Origin of the sequence: Paenibacillus paeoniae, assembly GCF_003388735.1 — a bacterium.
In the GTDB taxonomy this organism is placed as follows: domain Bacteria; phylum Bacillota; class Bacilli; order Paenibacillales; family Paenibacillaceae; genus Pristimantibacillus; species Pristimantibacillus paeoniae.
In genome coordinates, this window is record NZ_QUBQ01000001.1 from 1,969,236 (window position 1) to 1,988,679 (window position 19,444).

The window sequence follows — 19,444 nt, forward strand, 5'->3', positions numbered from 1 at the left end:
CAATTGTTCTAAGTTCTGTCTCGACAATGTGCTACACCCTTCCCAAAATCATTACCAAATAGTTTAACAGAATCGCCTAATACTGAAAAGGAACTTCCATCGACAATCCCACCGATTTGAATTATAATCATTATATCATTTAATTTCTATTGGAAAAGAGGGAATGGAATGGCTGAAATTCGCATTCGCAATACTGAGGAACGCATTAAAGGTGAAGAAAACGTCCGCGCTTTTCTGGAGGGCCAAGAGGTGCTATACGAGCATTGGGATCCTAGCAAGCTATCCGAGGAGCTACAAAATAAATTTGTGCTTTCCGATGAGGAAAAAGCTGAAATATTAAAAACGTATGAAGATGATATCAACGACTTGGCTGCTCGCCGCGGTTATAAAACATGGGACATCATCTCATTGTCCGATGCAACTCCGAATCTTGACGAGCTGCTGAAAAAATTCGAAAACGTCCATACACATACGGAAGATGAAGTCCGTGCCATTACAGCAGGACGAGGCATCTTTATTATAAAAGGAACAGACGATGTCGGTTACTTCGACGTTGAACTGGAAGCTGGCGACGTCATCTCCGTACCGGAGCATAAAGCGCATTTCTTCACACTTATGGAAAATCGTCAAATCGTAGCAGTCCGACTCTTCATCGAGACAGAAGGCTGGATCGCCCATCCGTTCGCAGACGCTACGTTCTCTAAGTAAGATCATAGGAGAAAGATACAAGCCCCTTCCGGCCGCCGTCTAAGCCGAGCAAGGGGCTTTCTATATGTTCCGCTAATGATTATTGCTCCAAAATCTGAAGCAGTTCTTCCAGGTTAGTTATTTCATAGGTCGGTACAATTTCATCATTACGCACCATGCCATGACGATTGACCCAGACAGATGTCATGCCAATCGTATTCGCACCTAATATGTCAGTCGTCAGCTTATCTCCCACCATGATGCCATGGTCGGCTTCCATACCGAGCTTCGTCAGCGCGTGTTTGAAAATCGAAGCAGCCGGCTTTCCTTCGCCGAATTGCCCCGAGATGATAATATGATCGAAGTAAGGAATAAGTGCAGGCACACCATCCAGCTTCTCCTTCTGCAGATCGGGAGAACCGTTCGTTAGCAGCAGAAGCTTGTATTTGCCCTTTAGCTTGTCAAGCACAGCGAAGGTCTCGTTGTACACAATCGGCCGTTTGCGTCTTTCTGCCGGGAATTGCTCTGCCAGCTTAGCCCCCAGCTCTGAATCATCAATGCCCAACGCTTTAAGCCCGCGTGTCCATGCTTCTCTCCGATAGCCCGGCGCAAGCTGCTGAAGCTTGCGGAACTCCTCTTGCTCGCCTTCTGCAAAGTTCGCCCACAATCCTTCAAAAGGGTTGATGCCGATCATTTTCGTGAACGGGAACGTCTCGTACGATTCGTACAATTCCCGAGCTTCCTTGCGAACGGCTGCTTCCAGCTCCACCTTGTCTACGCCTGCCGCTTCCGCGCCTGCTATGCAAGTCGCTTCGAAAGCTTCCTTTACGCTGCGGTCATCCCACAATAGCGTGTCATCCAAATCGAATAATACCGCCTGTTTGGCCATGATGGTCTCTACTCCCCAATGCTTGTATTATTTTTCGTCAAACGAAATGCCATGCGTACTTGCGAACGTTCTAAGCTTTGCCGCCATTTCATCCGTCTTGAACCGATTCAGCAGTCGCGAATACGTCCAGCTGGCCCCTTTTTGTGGCATAATCGTCACGTAACCGTCTTGAACGCGGATTCCTTTAATATTGGCAACTTCCAGACGCTTGTCCCCTGTGAAGCGGCGCGATTGCACATAGTCCTTACCAACCGTCAAATAAGGCTTGCGGAAGAAGAACAAGGTCGCTAGCACGATATAACAGCCTACCGTCACCCAATACATCGTACTGGTCTCGAACGCGGGATCACCCTGCATCACAAAGCTGTACAAACCTACAAAAATAAGCAGCAAGATCGGAAATACATAGTTCCTACCCGAATAACGATCCTTCTTCTCAGCGTTAAATACGACCGGCGATCCGCCACTCTTTTTGCGAACCTGATTAATCTTGCTCATGTTTTTTCGTACTTTGCGTTCCCATGACCGTGACAAGGCTTGTTCCCCCTAGTGCTTGATATTATTTTCTTCGTCTTCGACGTACTTGATTGTATCGAGCTGTTGTTTGAAGTTACTCTTGAAATTGTTCAAATAACGCTGTCTCAGCTCGTCACGCTCTTTCGTTTCCTCGTCCGTCAAACCGACTGTTTTGTTTTTACGGGAAAGCTCATTAATACGTGCGATCAATTTATCGATATCCACTTTCGTTTCAACTCCCCTCTAGCTGCAAACCTAACACCCACTACTTTGACATTACGTTACATTCGTTGTCAAGATAACGGGATTTGCTGTTTTGTACTCAACTCTACTAGTATAGCAGAAAATCCAACAAAAAAAGAGCGGTACAACCCCATAGGTTGCACCGCATATTGTATAATTTCAGGATCATTCAATTAAAAGTCCGGAATAATCAACTGCTGCCCCGGAACAATCAAGGTATCATTCAAATTGTTGCGATTCTTAATGGTATGTACAACATAGCGCACGTCGTCTCTCGGAGAAGCATAACGCCTTGCGATCGACCATAACGAATCGCCGCTCCCCACTATTACAACTTGCTCGTGTTCCGTTGGTTCCGCCGTACCCGATGCCTTGATCCCCATTAGCATAAAACTAGTAAAGAGCAGTAGAGCGAGCAGTAAAGTAACCGTAATACGCAGAACGTTCGACTTGGACCAATTCGCAATCGCCGTCATATATGTGATATTCCCTGATGTGTTAGGCTCCGAATGGATGGAACGGTATGAAGCAGGATTCATTATCATCATTTATCAGCACCCCAAACACTTGTTCTGTTTTGAGGTTAACACGAACAAACGTTCCAGTCAATACAAAAATGCGAACATTCGATCCTATACAATCAAGAAGTGATCCGCAATAACTAGCCACCTGAATAGGGGGTGCACAGGACGTACTCGGGGTTTGCTGAAAGGGCTCACTATCCCCTTTGCTCAGGAGTTTAGTTCCACTTTTAATTCAAAAGCTGCAAAGATCCTAAATCTCCGTTACTCGAAAGGCAGGTTAATTCTGAGCTGAGGGGATAGTGAGCCCAGCAGAAAGAAAAATAATTGTTCTACGATTATGACCGATAATTTCATTTTTTTCAATTTCTTGGATAATCTCTTGGAATAGTTAAACTAACTACAATTAAAAAGAGATCTATTGCGCCAGCATCAGCTGGACGTTATCCCAAAAATACGAACCTCTGTGCTTGAGAACTTATGTTTGTACGAACTGCGGTTCTGTGTTATAATTTGACACATTAATACGAATGGAGATGATGTACGTGTCGAAGCTGTCCAAACGGCAACATTCGATCCTTGAATTTATTAAGCAAGAAGTTCGGGAGAAGGGGTACCCGCCCTCCGTTCGGGAGATCGCAGAAGCTGTTGGCCTGCTGTCCAGTTCTACCGTTCACGGTCATCTGGATCGCCTGGAGAAGAAGGGCTTCATTCGCCGCGACCCTACCAAACCTCGCGCAATCGAGATTCTGAATCAAGACGACAATGACAACGTCATTCCGTTCCCAGTCGCGCAAGTGCCGATCGTAGGCAAGGTTACGGCAGGCATTCCGATTACGGCTACGGAGAACATAGAGGATTACTTCCCCCTTCCTTCCCATTATGTAGGGGATAGCAATGTTTTTATCCTTAACGTTATCGGCGAGAGCATGATCGAAGCAGGCATACATAATGGCGACTACGTCATCGTGCGCCAGCAGCAGACGGCGAATAACGGCGAGATTGTTGTTGCGATGACAGAGGATGACGAGGCAACTGTCAAAACGTTCTACAAGGAGAAGGATCATATCCGACTTCAACCGGAGAACGCGACAATGGAGCCGATCCGTCTGAAGAACGTAACGATTCTCGGCAAGGTTATCGGATTGTTCCGCGATATTCACTAATTGAAGCAAATCGAAGGCTGCTAACATGACATCGTCACGGGAGCAGCCTTTTTCATGGAAAAGCCATATGTCTAAACGATATATTCATCATTTCCCCTTACCTACCGATATAGCTTCTAGGAGGTGTACAACTTGGATATTGGCGCTTTATCGATTGCCTTAAGCCGATCAAAGCTGTCCCAATCCGTAGGCATCAAGATGCTAAGCATCGCCAAGGGACAAGCGGAGCAGCAAGGACAGCAATTAACAGAAATGATAAGCAAAAGTCTCGACCCTAATCTAGGTCAAAACCTTGATCTGCGTGCGTAATGACTCAACCCGCGATTTTTGCGGGTTTTTATTTTGTGTTGCTTCGATTTCTAAGCTTCCCTTACGGATCTGCAAATTTCGACATCCACCACATTGTCCGTAATGAAGATACGCAAAGCCTCTGCCAAGTAGCAATAAGCTTTGAACTGTTTGCCTTTCACCGAAATAACCCGTACATCACGAATCGTTACGTTTTTCTTCCTGTCGATATAGATCAATTGCACAATCTTGCCCATATAGATCTCCATGACAATCACCGCCTGAACGAATGTATGTTCTTATTATATACCAAACAAACGTTCGTGTTATACGGCGTTTTTAACCATTTTCAGCAGCGCAATACGTCTTGCTCTCGTGGCAAAAAAGAATCCTGCCAGCGGCTAAACGCCAAGCACCTGCTCCTCCCATTCTTTCGTATACCAGCCCGCTTGCTTACGAAACATGGCGGCATATTCACCATTCCGTAGCATTAATTCATCGTGACTTCCCTCTTCCGCCAGACGGCCATCCTTTAATACCAAAATACGATCTGCGAACCGACAGCTGCCTAAACGATGAGTAATAAACACCGATGTTTTGCCGCTTGTTAGCTTCATCAAATTCTCAAAGATCGACGCCTCGGTCATGGGATCCAGCGAAGCAGTAGGCTCGTCCAATACGATAAGCTCAAACTCCCGGTAAAACGCTCGATTCAACGCAATACGCTGCCATTGACCGTAGGACAGCTCATGTCCGCCATCGAATTGAACGCCAAGCACAGTATCCCAGCCTTGCGGCAGCTTTTGAATGAAAGAAGCGGTATTGGCTTCCTCACTGGATTTCTGAAGCTTGTCTCGGTTGCCTAGCTCGGAGATCCCCCCTAAACCGATGTTCTCCCATACCGGAAAGGGAAACTGGACAAAATCTTGGAAAATCGCACTCATGCGGCTCCTTAGACTGTCTGAGGAAAGGTGTGCATAATCTACGCCATCTACCGCAATGGTGCCTTCATTCGGCGCATACAACCCAAGCAGACATTTCGCCAGCGTACTCTTGCCTGCTCCATTATCTCCGACAATGGCGATCGTCTCACCCGCCCCAATTGTAAAACTAATGCCGTCGAGTGCGGGACCTGGAGCACCGTCATAATGAAAGGATAAATGCTCTACCTTTATGCCTTGCTTCATTGGTGACGGAAAAGCCTGGTCGCCTTCTTCCCCGTTCCCTTCAGGCAGATTCACAAATAAAATCATTTCATTTGCATGCAGCAAGCCTTGATGAATGTTGGAATAACCTTGCGCCAGGCCCTGAACAAGCGCTTGTGAGCTGAATAACGCCTGTGCCAAAGCAACATATTGACCGATCACCAGCCCGCCATTCGCTCCTGCATGCAAAGCGAACAACAGCATACCGCTCAGCAACGTCAACGTTAATAACTGTACGCCATAGGTAAGGGCAATCGTTTTTCGTTCCACAGCAAGCAGCCTTCCCACATTCCTCCATGCGATCTGCTTCCACTTGGCGATCAAATAGGAAGCCAACTCAAATACGCGAATTTCCTTCGCGCCCTCTCGGCTTTTGAGCAAATTGCTAATGTAGGAAGACATTCGCTCATCCGGCGTTTGATGAATGATCAGCTTGAAGACCGCTTTACTTTCGTACAAGTAAGACCACAGCATGGGCAACACAAGAAGCAGCATCCCAAGCGATAACAACCAATGAAATTGATAGAGCACAACGATAAAGCCAACCACTGTAATCATGTTCTGCAACATCGTCAGCAATGTAAAAATAACGCCCATACCTTGAAGCTGCATGCTAAAGGAGGTCCGTTGCAACCGGTCATAATTCAAATGGTTGTCAAAATACGATAGAGGAAGCCGGTTCACTTTCGTCGACAATAACTCATCGAAGTAGAGCGTGGCGCGCTGATTAAAGTATTGCTGCGTATATTTGAACACGCCGCCCATCACTGCCCCCGACAGGAGCAAAGCAAGCTGCAGCCCTACAAGCAGCTGCACATCACGCATGCCATTGTCGCTATTCCCTTGAAACAGCGACGCCGCTTCCTCCACCAGCCTGCTCGTAAGCGCAAGCTGTGCGATTGGTATTAACGCTTGAGCTAATGTAAGGGCAATGAGAATGACAAGCGCAGTCCCTGAAATTTTCCATAAAATAGGAATTAATAAAGCAAAGGTTCGCAGCTTCCCGAACGATTCGTTCATGCTCGCTCCGTGCGGGCTATATACAGAGGGTAATGCGCCAAAGTTTTACCATCGGCATCCGACATCACAAAGTGAAATACTCCCTCATCATGCACGACAAAGCGCGGCTGGAAAGCCATATCCATGCCGGACGGAGCTGGGGATATACGTTTATTGACTAAACCCTCACACTTTTTCTCCCACACGATCTGATCATCTTCATCATAAACCTTAATCCAGACTATCCCATGATCTATGCCATGAAAAAGCACCTTTACCCACAAATAAAAAAGCGTAACCGAAGGAAACGTATGCAAGTGTATGACATTGCGCACATTCTGTATGCAGTGGGCTCTCGCTTCATAATTGTCGGTCACTCGATCCGCGATAATAAGTTGACCGCTAATAGCTGTGTGCATATCAAATCTCCCCCTTTCGTATGGAATGATTACAACCTAGGTTCTGTTTTTTTGAATCCCGCTCTGCTCGTACAGATGACCGATATGCTGAATCGTAAAGCGCTGCGTCATTAAGCCCTTCTCCAGTAAGATGGCTGCCGGAGTTGCCTCCAGCCCAAATTTCGCTTTATAGATATTCTCCTCCATCGTATGGACGGCAAATGGATAGTCGTAATAACGAGCAAGCTCCTCATTCTCCTCCTGCAGCCCGCTGCTGACTAGCACTAGCAGACCGTCAAAGCGATCCGAAAATGAGCCTAGCTCGGGAAGCAGATCAATACAGCTGCTACAGGTTAAAGAAACGAAAAGAATGACAGCCTGCTCGGAATCCGCTAGCCTGGAATCCAATTCAAAGTCAGGGAACGGATCGCCAGGAATAAAGGGCTGCTCGCGGATATCGTCAGGCCGAGGAGCACTCACTTGCTCCCTCTCCAGCGTTTCCCGCTTAAACAAATCTCGAAAGCTAAGCTTGCTCATCGTAACTCCTCCTTCATCGCAAATGCTGCCTGCGGCTCCAAGAACCTTTTGAATGGAAACAGGAGCTTTTCCAAATACTCCATGCTTCCGGCATGTTCAATCGTAATGATTTGTCCTTCCGCATTTAAACCAAATGCCCACGGATAACCGCGAGTCTTCAATTCGCCGAACATCACGTCATCTGATGCGTGGTAGAGCCGGGCCGATGGGTGGAAAACCTGTGTTGCTTGCTCGAATGTTTCTTCCTCTGTATCAATAAAAATAATCAGATTCATCGTTGGATAACGCTCAATTAAAGCGTCAATGGCCTCCATAGCAGGAAGACAAGGTGCGCAGGTCGTGCTAATCGTAGCCACCAGAAGGTAATCTGTAATCAAGTCATATAATTGTAAGGAATCATAATTAGGAATACGTATATTGGGCATATAATCACCGATTTGCAATCCTTCTTCTACCTTCAGAAATGACGGTAACTGTTTATCCATTCCATTCATCTCTATTCCCCCTTTTTCCATAACCGAATAACAGAAAGAGAATCTCTCAAGCAAACGGAGAGATTCTCTTTTAAACTTAAGTTTTACCAGCAATCACAAGGCCCGTTAACGCTACAGTTCTCGGAAGGGCATACAAGTACTCTTCTTCTTGTGTGACTATTCGCCCCAGGACAATAAGTAGTGCAATACGTAACCCATACTGTGGATCTACATCCGTTTGGACATGCCATTATGTTTCACCTCCTTTCGTTAGGTGGGTTATCGGCCAAGATTATGTATGATCTCAAGTTTGATTATGATATTTTTTGGTATCAGATTCTTCTATAGTTAACAATATATAACCTCATTCTATTAATGTAAACGGTTTCAACTTTATCTAACAAAACCTTACAATATTCGACAAAATAGACTGAAACAATCTTATCTTCATCCGATTGGAATGTTGTTTCGATAAAGTATTGACATAAGTACAGCGAGAACCTCATTAGCGAGTAGGAGAAGGCGACTAGCCTCCGTCTGCTAAATCCACCATAGATGAGTGTCACACTACGTAAGAAGACAGGAATAAGCTTACTAGGAAAAATGGAGATGCTAGGATAACATCCTGAGCATCTCCATTTCTAATGTTGAGACTTTATTAATCAGTAGAACTACTTTTCACCGTGTTTCGCTCTCCAAATCGAGAACAAATTTATTACCGCAATAATTTTCAGTAAAGCCTCTGGAGATTCCATTAATTCAATCCAAAAACTATAATTCGTTATCTCTCGATCTATAAAAAACGTAGCTATATCGACTAAAAATAACTGCATGACAATTCCATAAAGAACACTGAAAATGAATAACACAAGAGAAATTTTTAGCTTATTTAGAAATTTCGACTTTGATTTATTTAATGTAATTAATAAATAAATTAATAGAATAACAAAGATACAATTAAAGACTATGGTCATGTTGATCTCCTTTAATTGCTAATGATATTTTGTACCGAAATGTGATTAGTAGACCTGGATCGTCCCCCACTTTGCTCCGCCTTCTCCTGCACCCGACCTCGCGCTTCCTTTAAAAGCATCTGCAAATGCTTTCAGCATTGTGGTATGAGTACGAAATGCAATCATAGGAACATTAGTAAATGTTACTGTTGTTGAATCTAACTGAACAGAATCTACGCCCAACCCAAGTGAACATACGGCTGAAGCAATGGTTTCACTTCTTAATAATTGATTTGTAACTGAAACGTAGATAATGGCTTCAAGACTATAAGAATTATAAGAGGTATCACCAGTACAAGTTACACCTGCATTGACCGATACTTCATTAAACTTAAAAGTAGCCATCTGATTTACTACTGGTAACACTTGAACTCCATTCTCTGCCGATGCTGAACCTGTAAACAATAAAGGTTGCGCGAACACAAATGCTCGATTAGCTCTATGTCCATGACTATATGAAGAAGTCATTCCTGCTGTTAAACCTGTAGTCGAATTTGTTCCGTAATCACTGATTGTCCATGTTTTATTGATGGTGAGATCTTAACTATACAGATCATTTGACCTCTCAAACTTTTGGTTTGCAGTTACTTCCGGATTTAATTCTGATTTATCTTCTGTGTAACGTAATTTCAGTAGACTTTCTGTTTTTTGTTTTAATACTACTAAACGATGATCTAGCTCTTTTTCAATAACAGTTCTTGATGTATTCTCTATATTTTTATTCGTGTATAGCTTTTCTAAGGATATATAATGTTTATCTTGTTCTATATACTGTTGGAGCAAGTCTCCAAAATCTTTCTTATAGTCAGCATTGAGATTAAGCTCCCGAACTTCAACGTTGCTAAGATCAACAATTATTTCATTATTTTTTCTAGATATTCTCCTGAAGTTATTTGTTCTGATCCATAAACAGACACACTTAATGTAAAAAGAAGAATAACACTAATCATTTTAATAAATACTTTTTCCTATATAATCCCTCCAAAATGTTTTTTTCACTCAACCTCCTTATTTATTCATAGTACTAATAAAATTTACCACAGATAATTATGGTCCTCAATGAAAATCAGACTAATTAGGACCACCATCATCATCTTTAATACTATTGCACCAACCTGCATACAAAATTCGACAGGAGTGAATCGTTTAGAATGAACGAAATGTATATCATCTACTTCCAAATGTAAGAGTTTCAACAAATTCAGAGCACAACTATACGGTATGGTTGAGGAAGCAATTAAGGTTAGAAAAAAATAAACCTTAGCCCTGAGAAGTAGGGAACTAAGGTTTAACAGTTGGAACATGATCCGAGATACGAATTACATCTATACAAAGCAGTGGGGATCTAATCTGAGAGCAAGGTATTCCTTGACCTCAGATTGATCCCCCCGACTTCCCCTATTACAGCACTTCGCCGCTTAGTAATGCGTCAAATACTGATCGCGTTCCCATTGGTGAACTTGGGTGCGGTACATGTCCCATTCGATTTCCTTCAGCTCGAAGAAGTGAGCCAAAGCGTGGTCGCCGAGCGCTTCGCAGACGATATCGCTCTTCAGCATTTCGTCCAGCGCCTCTCTCAGGTTGACCGGAAGGCTTGGTATACCTTCGTCCACCCGCTCTTCTTCCGTCATGATGTAGATGTTGCGATCAATTGGCGCTGGGAGCTGCGTTTTGTTGCGAATGCCGTCCAGACCGGCTTTCAGCATAACGGCAAGCGCCAAGTATGGATTAGCTGCCGGGTCCGGGTTGCGCACTTCGACGCGAGTCGAGAGGCCGCGCGATGCCGGAATACGGATCATCGGCGAGCGGTTGCTTGCCGACCAAGCAACGTAACAAGGTGCTTCATAACCAGGTACCAGACGTTTGTAGGAGTTGACCGTCGGATTCGTAATCGCTGCCATAGCCCGAGCATGCTTCAGTACGCCTGCCATGTAATAACGGGCCGTCTCGCTAAGACCAAGCTTGTCCTTCTCGTCATAGAAAGCATTCGTATTGCCTTGGAATAACGACTGGTGACAGTGCATGCCCGAGCCGTTAACACCGAATAGCGGCTTCGGCATAAATGTCGCATGCAGGCCGTGAACACGAGCAATCGTTTTAACAACGAGCTTAAAGGTTTGGATTTGATCCGCCGCTTTGATTGCGTCGGCATATTTGAAGTCGATCTCATGCTGCCCTGGAGCCACTTCATGGTGGGAAGCCTCGATCTCGAAGCCCATCTCCTCAAGCGTAAGCACGATCTCGCGGCGACAGTTCTCGCCCAGATCCATTGGAGCAAGGTCGAAGTAGCCGCCTTGGTCGTTAAGCTCCGTTGTCGGTTCACCGCGCTCGTCGGTCTTGAACAGGAAGAATTCCGGCTCTGGACCCACGTTCATCGCTGTATAGCCCATCTCTTCCGCTTCGATCAGAGCGCGCTTCAGAATACCGCGCGGATCTCCAGCGAAAGGTGTGCCGTCCGGCATGTAGATGTCGCAAATCAGTCTTGCAACACGATCTTGCGCGACCCATGGGAAGACAACCCAAGTATCCAGATCAGGGTATAAGTACATGTCAGATTCTTCAATACGAACATAGCCTTCGATGGAAGAACCGTCGAACATCATTTTATTGTCAAGAGCCTTGTCCAGTTGGCTTACCGGTATTTCGACGTTTTTAATCGTGCCGAGCAAATCGGTAAATTGAAGTCGGATAAACCGTACGTTCTGCTCTTCTGCGATACGCTTAATATCTTCTTTCGTGTAGCTCACTAGATCATCTCCTCTTGTCGATTTCACTAACGTTTATTCAAGAATCGGGTCAGCTGTCCCTGAATCATGGAAGCTTGCCCCGGTCTCTTCTCAAGAAGCTGCTGCTTCAGCAGGCGATGCAGCTGCTGGTCCGACAGCTCGCGGCGCTTCACCTCGGACTGCTCGCTGACAATCGTCACATCTTCCGATTCCTTGGATACCGGATTCATGACCTGCTTAATGCCTGCAATATTAACGCCCTTCTCGATTAGAGATTTGATTTCAAGCAGCCGTTCTACGTCATTGAACGAGAATAGCCGCTGATTGCCGGCCGTGCGCGCTGGCACGATCAGCTCATGCTGCTCATAATAACGGATTTGCCTGGCCGTTAGATCCGTCAGCTTCATAACGATGCCTATTGGAAATAAGGCCATATTTCTGCGAATTTCATCAGCCATGTCGCATCAACCTTCCAGTCGCTCATTTATAGCTTCATTGTATCGTTGAGCCACAAATGTGTCAAGTTGTGTGAGGTTTAATCACAACCAGACCCTTCTGGACCAGCTTAGTTAACGCAATTAATACACCGTATTTCGCATGGGCATAGGTCAGGCCGCCTTGCATATATGCAATGTAAGGATCGCGAATCGGAGCATCGGCCGACAGTTCCAGACTGCCGCCTTGTATGAAGGTGCCTGCTGCCATAATGACAGGACTCTCGTAGCCGGGCATGTCCCACGGTTCGGGAACGACATGAGCATCTACAGCTGCCGCTTGCTGAATCCCTTGTACGAACGCGATAAGGTGATCGGCTTGACCGAAGCGGACAGCCTGGATCAAGTCGGTTCGCGGCTCCTTCCAATGAGGCTTGCTCTCGAAGCCTAGACGCTCGAACATGGCCGCAGCGAAGACACTGCCCTTCAAGGCTTGTCCCACAAGATGCGGAGAGAGGAAGAAACCCTGATACATAGAGCGTACCGTTCCCAGCATGGCGCCTACTTCCCCGCCAATCCCAGGAGCGGTCAGGCGGTAGGAAGCCGCCTCCACCGCCTTCTGCGTTCCTGCGACATAGCCGCCAGTCTCTGCAAGGCCGCCACCCGGATTTTTAATCAATGAACCTGCAATAAGGTCCGCTCCGACCTGAGTCGGCTCCAGCAGCTCCGTAAACTCGCCATAACAATTGTCCACAAATACTTGAACATCGGGCTTCAACGCTTTGACACGCTGAATCATCTCTCCTATCTGTTGTACAGTAAAGCTGGACCGCCAATCATACCCGCGGGAGCGTTGAATGCCTATCACTTTAGTCTTCTCGGTAATAGATGATTCGATGCCGTCCCAATCCAGGCCTCCGTCCGCAAGCAGCGCGACTTCCTGATAACCCACTCCCCAATCCTGAAGGGAGCCTTTGCCGTCTCCAGGCTTGCCAATCACCTTATGCAGCGTATCGTACGGTTTCCCTGTAATATAGAGCAGCTCGTCTCCAGGACGAAGCAGACCGAACAGGGCACAGCTAATCGTATGCGTACCGGATGCAAAATGCGGTCTGACCAACGCCGCTTCCGCCCCGAATACATCGGCATAGACCAGATCCAATATTTCACGGCCCCTGTCGTTATAGCCATAACCCGTCGAACCTGCAAAATGATAATCGCTTACCTGATGACGCTTGAACGCCTCAATGACCTTCCACTGATTGCGCTCTGCTGTTCGTTCAATGCTGCGGAAAGCCTCGTGTACACGATCTTCCTCTTCTTCTGCCATAAGGAGCAGGTTCTCCCACAGCTCCTCGTTCTCTTGTTGAATCGTACTCATGCTTCTGTTTCTCCCTTATTCAATCTTCAGCCGAATGTCATTTATATTTTCAAATCTTCTGGTCGGATCGACATCAGTTCGCCTTTGCCGGGCACGGAGTTGGAATACTGTCCAATCAATCGGACAGCTTGATGCCGGATCGACTTCTCGATCGTGTTGCGCACGAATCTCGCATTGCTGAACGAGAACATATCGTTTTGTTTCTCCTGCATCAACAGCTGTCTAAGCTTGAAGACCGTCTGCGGCATCAACACATAATCCCGTTCCTTCACCATCAGATCTCCGATTTGGAGCAGTTGATCTACGGAATAATCGGGAAACTCGATCTGGATCGGGAAGCGTGAAGGCAAGCCGGGATTCGTCAGCAGAAACTGGTCGATCTCCAGCGGATAACCCGCCAAGATCAACACAAATTGACTCCGATGATCCTCCATTGCCTTTACCAGCGTATCGATTGCCTCCTTGCCAAAATCCTTTTCTCCGCCTCTTGCAAGACTGTACGCCTCATCCACAAACAAGACACCGCCAAGTGCCTTACGCACCAGCTCTCTTGTCTTCTGTGCCGTATGTCCAATATATTCGCCGACCAGGTCGGCCCTTTCCACTTCAATGAGATGGCCTTTTGTCAGAACGCCCATCTTCTGAAAAAGCTTCGCGACAATTCTTGCGATCGTCGTTTTCCCCGTGCCGGGATTGCCCTTGAATATCATATGATAAACTTGAGAGCCGCCGTACAGGCCTGCCTCTGTCCGCATTCGGCTAATATAGAGCAGCGCATAAATCTCGTAGACCAGCGCCTTTACATTATCCATACCGACCATGGGCTCCAGTTCCTTCTGAATCTCGGCAAAATGGTCCACCGCAGGCAACGGCTTTACAGCCGGCAGCGGCTCCGCTTCCAGCGCATGGGCTGATGCACTGCTGCCGATTGTCTCATGGCTGCGCAATACGACATTAATCTGGCGGGAAGGTCTACTTGTTCCGTTGCCTGGTCCCGATATGACGTGTCCGCTCATCTGACGCATCACCTATCCTTTTCAGAAGCTGCTCGCAATACAAGAGGTTGTTCAAAAAGTCCACTTTTGATCACGAAGGGGATCAGGAAGCCTACTCGGCATCGAACATTGAATTCAGCCGCAACTTCCGGTGCTCACGTAGTTTCCACTACGATCCGCTCCTTATTTCCTAGCTTCATCCCATCTTCTGCGGCGTTTTGAAAAAACGCATCTTCGGAAGCATAAGCTCATGTGCTGAAAACCGGACTTTTTGAACACGCACTACAAGTGTATTCTATCTCGCAACAGCATATTAGCAGATTCAAAGCATGGATTCAGGCGAGCGAATACCGGCGGACAACATAAGCCAGTCCAGCTTCCACTTCGTAAAGGCCAGAACTTCTCTGGAGTTATTATAGAACTCGTTCAGGACGCGCGACTTCACGCCTCCTACACCAACGGAATCTATCCTCGCGTATTTCGCAATTTCACCTGCGCGCGCTGCATGGTAATCATGGGTAATGACCAGAAATGTGTCATAGCCCTTCTCTTCACCCAACATACTGCTAAACACCAAATTTTGATAGGTGCTCCTTGACTCCGTCTCTAGCAACAGCTTGTCTTCTGGAACGCCCTTCTCCACCAAATAGTTCCTCATGCCCTCAGCCTCAGACAGCGTCGATGCTCGTCCCCCGTGACCGCCGGAGAGAATTAAGGTCTTCACCGTTCCGTTCTCCAGCAGCGTTCGCGCATATTCCAGCCTCTCTCTAAGAGCAGGGCTTGGACGGTCATTCCATAGGGCTGCGCCCAGTACGATGCCCGCATCGGCCTTCGGGTACGTTTCCTTGGAGCTGTAACCGTTAATCAGCCATAGCATATAACCGCTCCATAGCACACCTACCGCTATTCCCCACATGATGAAACGAAACAAGAGCAGCCACGGGCGAAATGAACGCTTCCGTCTCCGCGGTCTGCTCTTCTTTTGAACTGCTACCTTCATGATTCGCTTAATTCCCCCGTCCGCTCCGCCAGCGTCTTGCGATGCTTGAGACTTAGCGTAAAATAACGGAACCTGCCATTGCGAATGCTGGACAAAAGCCTTCCAGCCGTCTTGCGAGCCAACGCGGCATCTCTTCCGCTTACGTCGCCTTGCCGCAATGCGTCCTCGAGCTCATCCTCATCCATCAAATAAACTTCGCCGCTAGGCAGTACCACAACATCCAAATACAAATCATCAAACCAGGGCACCTGCTGATCCGTTAATCCTTGCGTCTTGCATACGTCAATATACCATTGCACCACACGGCCTTTATCATCGAACATCGTCGTCACGACAAAATGCTCGCCCTTCGGAAAGTGCTGCATCCACATATAACCACGATCGGCCAGACAGAGTCTCCGTCCGTCATATTCCTTCCATAGCGGCTCCCTCAACTCATGAATCCGATAAAAGGTAACCAGACCACGGAACTCGTCGCCGTCAAGCGCCAGGCAGGAGTAGCTTCTCCGCAAGATGCGGCGCCAATTCGCCCGGTCAGAAAATTTTCTCTTCATACGGAACGTACCTTTCCGTTCATATTGGTGACCCTATAGAGAAAGATTACCATATCTTAACGTCCATCTCCAGCCGACGGAGAAAATAAACAACTATCGCCTGTCCCAGCGGGGTTTTGAAGCTTACGCCTCATGAGCAAAAAAAGCGCCCCGCCGACTATACGTTCAGTCGACGGAAGCGCTCTCTGGCTATGCCGCCTCGATTGTAATCGATTCGATCACAATATCCTCGATCGGCGATCCATTCTGAACCTCGCTCGATGCAATGTGCCGGACAGTATCCAATCCGCTTACAACCTTGCCGAAAATCGTATAGTTCGGCTGCCGATTCAGATTGGATGCCTCCGGGCCCGTGCAAATAAAAAATTGGCTGCTGCCGGAGTTCGGCGAGCCCGTATTGAACATCGCTACCGTACCTTCCTCATAGATGAACTCCGAATTCAATTCATCGGGAATCCGATAACCGGCGTTGCCTGTGCCGTTTCCCTTCGGATCGCCCGTCTGGATCATAAAGGATTCGATCACAGAATGAAACTTCAGCCCCTCGTAGAAGCCTTCATTCGAAAGAAAGACAAAGTTGTTCACCGTCACCGGAGCTGCTTTTGCGTGCAGCTCCACGACGAACTCGCCTTTGTTTGTTTTGATGTTCGCCTTGTACTGCTTGTCCAGGTCAATCGACATTTGCGGCATTCGGTCCCAGCTTATCGTCTTGTCCGGGTCAGAGTCTGGCTTGCCGCCAGGCACCGACACCGCACTGTCCTTAGAACCGCAACCGGCAATCAAAAGCATCAAAGCTATGAGTACAAGTACGTGACGATATGTTCTCGAGCTTCGTATCGACATGTCCAATCACCTATCCCTGCTATATGCTTAGAATCCGCCTACAGATACTCCGTCCGTTGAATTACCGGCCGAAGGCGGAGGCGGATCTATCAGACCGCTTTCTCCCTCTCCTCCAGGAACACCTGTATCACCTGGCGTCTCCGGTGTACCAGGATCGGTGCCTTCTCCGTCTCCGCCGTTCTCGCCACCCTCATTGCCATCGCCAGGTGGGGTTACAGGAGGCGTAGGAGTGTCTGTCTCTCCTGGAACTTCCGGAATACCGATATCAATCTCCGGTATGACGACCGATATGACATTCGAAGGCGTGCTGCGCTGATTGCTGGCAGCATCATAGGCCACGACATAATAGTCGTAAGTCATGCCCGGGAATACGCTCATATCTTCAATTTGCGGATTTAACGTATCCACGAAGCGAATATAGTCGCTTGCACCGCTTTCCTTGCGGTACACCTCATACGTTATTTCTTTTTCGTCCAATGGATCCCAGCTTAAAAACACTCTTCCTTCCACTTCCGAGAACTGCGCCTTGAAGTTCTTAATCGTAATCGGCGGCTTGTCTTCCTTCACGTTGCTCGGACGTTTGAAACTGTCCTTCGCAACACCTTTCAGCGCAGGACGCATCACCTTGGCGAACAAAGCAGCCGACTGGCCCCCGCCTTTCGTAAGCAAATGATTCACGTCCGTCTTATCGTAGCCCATCCAGACAGCGGCTGTCCATTCCGGCGTGTAGCCGACGAACCAGGCATCCTTGATACCATTGCCCCTGTAGCCTGGAATTCCGGCTTGCGTTGTGCCTGTCTTGCCTGCTACCGGACGATCGATCGCGGCTCTCGCGCCTGTACCGCCCTTCTCGACGACCGATTGCATCATTTCCGTCAAATACCATGCCGTATCCGGGGACATGAGCTGCTGGGATGGCGGCTCTTTATATTCCCAATTCTTCCTCCCGGAAATCTTAGTAATCGTATGCGGATCGACCGACTTGCCGCCATTCGCCATGACACTGTAGGCCGTCGCCATCTGCAGCGGAGAAGCTCCGCGCGTCAGACCGCCAAGCGCCATCGCCAAGTTACGGTCGTCCGGCTCCAGCGTGAGACCAAGCTTCTCGGCAAAGGCCGCCCCCTGCTTGACGCCGACTTCATTCAGCATCCAGACCGCAGCGAGGTTTCGCGAATCCTTAATCGCTTGCGTCATCGAGACGGCAACAGCGCCCCATCTGTCTTGCGGACAATAATTGGAGAAGCACTTCTGGTCATTCTTCAGCGTCGACCACGGGAAATACTTGCCCGACTCAAGCGCAGGACCGTATGCCACAATCGGCTTGATCGCCGAGCCTGGCTGGCGCTTCTTGTCCACGCGGTTCCAGCCGCGCGACGAGTAATCGCGTCCGCCGGCGATTGCCTTAATCTGGCCGTTCCGGTGGTCAATGATAATCATCGAGCCTTGTACAATTTGATCGTCCTTGCTTTCCTCGAAGTTGGAGGCATCGGCGAACTCCTTGTCCACCGCATCCTGGGCTTGCGGGTCAAGCGATGTATAGATATGCAGGCCGCCGACACGCAGCTCTTCCTCGGACAAGCCGGTAACCTTCATCGCCTCATTCAGCACGAAGTCGGCATATGCATGGTACTTGCCGGTCTTCATATCATTCTGATTCGGCGGAACCTCGTAGACAACCGCTTGGGCTTCCTTCATCTCCGTTTCCGTAATGTAGTTCTGTTCATACATAAGACGCAGCACGACAGCTCTGCGGTTCATGGACTCATCCGGATTGATTAGCGGATTGAACCGGTTAGGCGCCTTCGGCATAGCAGCCAGCGTCGCGGCTTGCCATAGCTTCATGTCTTCCAGCTCGACACCAAAATAATACTCGGCTGCCGCTTTCACGCCATGAATGCCTTTTCCGAAGTAAATCCGGTTCAGGTACATCGTCAATATCTCATCCTTTGTCAGCTCCTGCTCAAGCGCAACGGCTATGGAAGCCTCCGTCGCTTTGCGGAAAAAGGTTTTGTCTGCCGACAGGAAGACGTTTTTGGCGAGCTGTTGCGTAATCGTACTGCCGCCCTCGACTGCGCTTCGCGCAATGACGTCCTTCACGAGCGCACGTCCGATTGCCCAGAAATCCAAGCCGGAGTGCTCACGGAAGCGCTGGTCTTCCGTAGCGACAATCGCATTTCTCATAAACTCCGGAATTTCGGAAAACTCCGCAACTTCGCGATGGTCCAATACATCGTATAATCTGGATATTTCATTGCCATTCACATCATAAATAATGGAAGCCTCTCCGAATTCCAGCTTGCTCCCATGCTCCTGAAGCAGCCGTTCACCGTTAAGAACAATTAATAAATAACCAATGATGCCGCACACGATTCCGATTACGATCGTAAAAAATATACCGTAGAACCATCCCTTGCCCGACATCCACTTCTTTTTCTTTTTCTTTGTTTTTGGTTTCGTAGTAGTAGTGGTTCTTCTCCTAGGTTGCTCAGTCATGATGACTCCCCTCCTGCTCCTTGCTTCGTTTTATCTAGCATTGCCGCAAATAGGCAAGGGCAACCCAGCTCAGAGCGGGTTGC

At 47.8% G+C, this 19,444-nt stretch carries 21 protein-coding genes; 3 read left to right on the forward strand and 18 right to left on the reverse strand.

Features of this window, described 5'->3' with window-relative positions; translation table 11 throughout:
• The first annotated feature begins 168 nt into the window (after positions 1 to 168).
• The gene (locus DX130_RS09010; RefSeq protein WP_116044529.1) at positions 169 to 708 is read left to right on the forward strand and encodes a 1,2-dihydroxy-3-keto-5-methylthiopentene dioxygenase; all 540 of its coding nucleotides are present in this window, start codon (positions 169 to 171) and stop codon (positions 706 to 708) included.
• Between the two features lie 79 nt (positions 709 to 787).
• On the opposite strand, the gene DX130_RS09015 is transcribed toward DX130_RS09010, so the two are convergent.
• From DX130_RS09015 to DX130_RS26925, 4 genes are all read right to left on the reverse strand, one after another.
• Positions 788 to 1,576, reverse strand: a complete 789-nt coding sequence (locus DX130_RS09015; RefSeq protein WP_116044530.1) for an HAD family hydrolase — start codon at positions 1,574 to 1,576, stop codon at positions 788 to 790.
• Positions 1,577 to 1,603: 27 nt separating this feature from the next.
• Positions 1,604 to 2,110, reverse strand: coding sequence for a hypothetical protein (locus DX130_RS09020; RefSeq protein ID WP_116044532.1), 507 nt, complete (start codon positions 2,108 to 2,110; stop codon positions 1,604 to 1,606).
• A gap of 12 nt (positions 2,111 to 2,122) precedes the next feature.
• Entirely contained in the window at positions 2,123 to 2,317 is a 195-nt protein-coding gene (locus DX130_RS09025) for a DUF896 domain-containing protein (protein ID WP_116044534.1), read from the reverse strand.
• Positions 2,318 to 2,508: 191 nt separating this feature from the next.
• A complete protein-coding gene (locus tag DX130_RS26925) occupies positions 2,509 to 2,883 on the reverse strand; it encodes a LysM peptidoglycan-binding domain-containing protein (protein WP_116044535.1) in 375 nt (124 codons plus the stop codon).
• Positions 2,884 to 3,401: 518 nt separating this feature from the next.
• Here DX130_RS26925 and lexA point away from each other — a divergent pair.
• Both lexA and DX130_RS09040 read left to right on the forward strand, forming a co-directional pair.
• Positions 3,402 to 4,022 (forward strand): transcriptional repressor LexA, encoded by a 621-nt coding sequence (gene lexA / locus DX130_RS09035; protein WP_116044537.1) that lies wholly within the window; start codon positions 3,402 to 3,404, stop codon positions 4,020 to 4,022.
• A 132-nt stretch (positions 4,023 to 4,154) separates the two neighbouring features.
• A complete protein-coding gene (locus tag DX130_RS09040) occupies positions 4,155 to 4,331 on the forward strand; it encodes a YjfB family protein (protein ID WP_116044539.1) in 177 nt (58 codons plus the stop codon).
• Positions 4,332 to 4,381: 50 nt separating this feature from the next.
• On the opposite strand, the gene DX130_RS09045 is transcribed toward DX130_RS09040, so the two are convergent.
• The 14 genes from DX130_RS09045 to DX130_RS09110 form a co-directional block, all read right to left on the reverse strand.
• Positions 4,382 to 4,579, reverse strand: coding sequence for a hypothetical protein (locus tag DX130_RS09045; RefSeq protein WP_116044540.1), 198 nt, complete (start codon positions 4,577 to 4,579; stop codon positions 4,382 to 4,384).
• A 132-nt stretch (positions 4,580 to 4,711) separates the two neighbouring features.
• Complete coding sequence (locus tag DX130_RS09050; RefSeq protein ID WP_116044542.1) at positions 4,712 to 6,535, reverse strand: ABC transporter ATP-binding protein; 1,824 nt, start codon at positions 6,533 to 6,535, stop codon at positions 4,712 to 4,714.
• Positions 6,532 to 6,933 carry a hypothetical protein gene (locus tag DX130_RS09055; RefSeq protein ID WP_116044544.1) on the reverse strand — a complete coding sequence of 134 codons (402 nt, stop codon included), beginning with the start codon at positions 6,931 to 6,933 and terminating at the stop codon, positions 6,532 to 6,534. The genes DX130_RS09050 and DX130_RS09055 overlap by 4 nt, the downstream gene beginning before the upstream one ends.
• Before the next feature lie 36 nt (positions 6,934 to 6,969).
• On the reverse strand, positions 6,970 to 7,449 hold the full coding sequence (locus DX130_RS09060; RefSeq protein ID WP_116044545.1) for a TlpA family protein disulfide reductase: 480 nt from the start codon (positions 7,447 to 7,449) through the stop codon (positions 6,970 to 6,972).
• Positions 7,446 to 7,943, reverse strand: a complete 498-nt coding sequence (locus DX130_RS09065; protein ID WP_116044548.1) for a TlpA family protein disulfide reductase — start codon at positions 7,941 to 7,943, stop codon at positions 7,446 to 7,448. The genes DX130_RS09060 and DX130_RS09065 overlap by 4 nt, the downstream gene beginning before the upstream one ends.
• A 998-nt stretch (positions 7,944 to 8,941) precedes the next feature.
• Positions 8,942 to 9,403: a hypothetical protein gene (locus DX130_RS26185; protein ID WP_133297909.1), complete on the reverse strand. Its 462-nt coding sequence runs from the start codon at positions 9,401 to 9,403 to the stop codon at positions 8,942 to 8,944.
• A 950-nt stretch (positions 9,404 to 10,353) separates the two neighbouring features.
• Entirely contained in the window at positions 10,354 to 11,682 is a 1,329-nt protein-coding gene (gene glnA, locus DX130_RS09075; RefSeq protein WP_116044552.1) for a type I glutamate--ammonia ligase, read from the reverse strand.
• 26 nt (positions 11,683 to 11,708) lie between these two features.
• Positions 11,709 to 12,119: a MerR family transcriptional regulator gene (locus DX130_RS09080; protein ID WP_116044554.1), complete on the reverse strand. Its 411-nt coding sequence runs from the start codon at positions 12,117 to 12,119 to the stop codon at positions 11,709 to 11,711.
• A gap of 61 nt (positions 12,120 to 12,180) precedes the next feature.
• Positions 12,181 to 13,425: a methionine gamma-lyase family protein gene (locus tag DX130_RS09085; RefSeq protein WP_420818516.1), complete on the reverse strand. Its 1,245-nt coding sequence runs from the start codon at positions 13,423 to 13,425 to the stop codon at positions 12,181 to 12,183.
• Positions 13,426 to 13,517: 92 nt separating this feature from the next.
• The gene (locus DX130_RS09090; RefSeq protein ID WP_116045859.1) at positions 13,518 to 14,492 is read right to left on the reverse strand and encodes an AAA family ATPase; all 975 of its coding nucleotides are present in this window, start codon (positions 14,490 to 14,492) and stop codon (positions 13,518 to 13,520) included.
• A 301-nt stretch (positions 14,493 to 14,793) separates the two neighbouring features.
• Positions 14,794 to 15,471: a YdcF family protein gene (locus tag DX130_RS09095; RefSeq protein WP_116044558.1), complete on the reverse strand. Its 678-nt coding sequence runs from the start codon at positions 15,469 to 15,471 to the stop codon at positions 14,794 to 14,796.
• The gene (locus DX130_RS09100) at positions 15,468 to 16,025 is read right to left on the reverse strand and encodes a ribonuclease FAU-1 family protein (RefSeq protein WP_116044560.1); all 558 of its coding nucleotides are present in this window, start codon (positions 16,023 to 16,025) and stop codon (positions 15,468 to 15,470) included. The genes DX130_RS09095 and DX130_RS09100 overlap by 4 nt, the downstream gene beginning before the upstream one ends.
• 189 nt (positions 16,026 to 16,214) lie before the next feature.
• Positions 16,215 to 16,868, reverse strand: a complete 654-nt coding sequence (locus tag DX130_RS09105) for a peptidylprolyl isomerase (RefSeq protein ID WP_116044562.1) — start codon at positions 16,866 to 16,868, stop codon at positions 16,215 to 16,217.
• Positions 16,869 to 16,895: 27 nt separating this feature from the next.
• The gene (locus DX130_RS09110) at positions 16,896 to 19,361 is read right to left on the reverse strand and encodes a transglycosylase domain-containing protein (RefSeq protein ID WP_116044564.1); all 2,466 of its coding nucleotides are present in this window, start codon (positions 19,359 to 19,361) and stop codon (positions 16,896 to 16,898) included.
• Between the last annotated feature and the right edge of the window lie 83 nt (positions 19,362 to 19,444).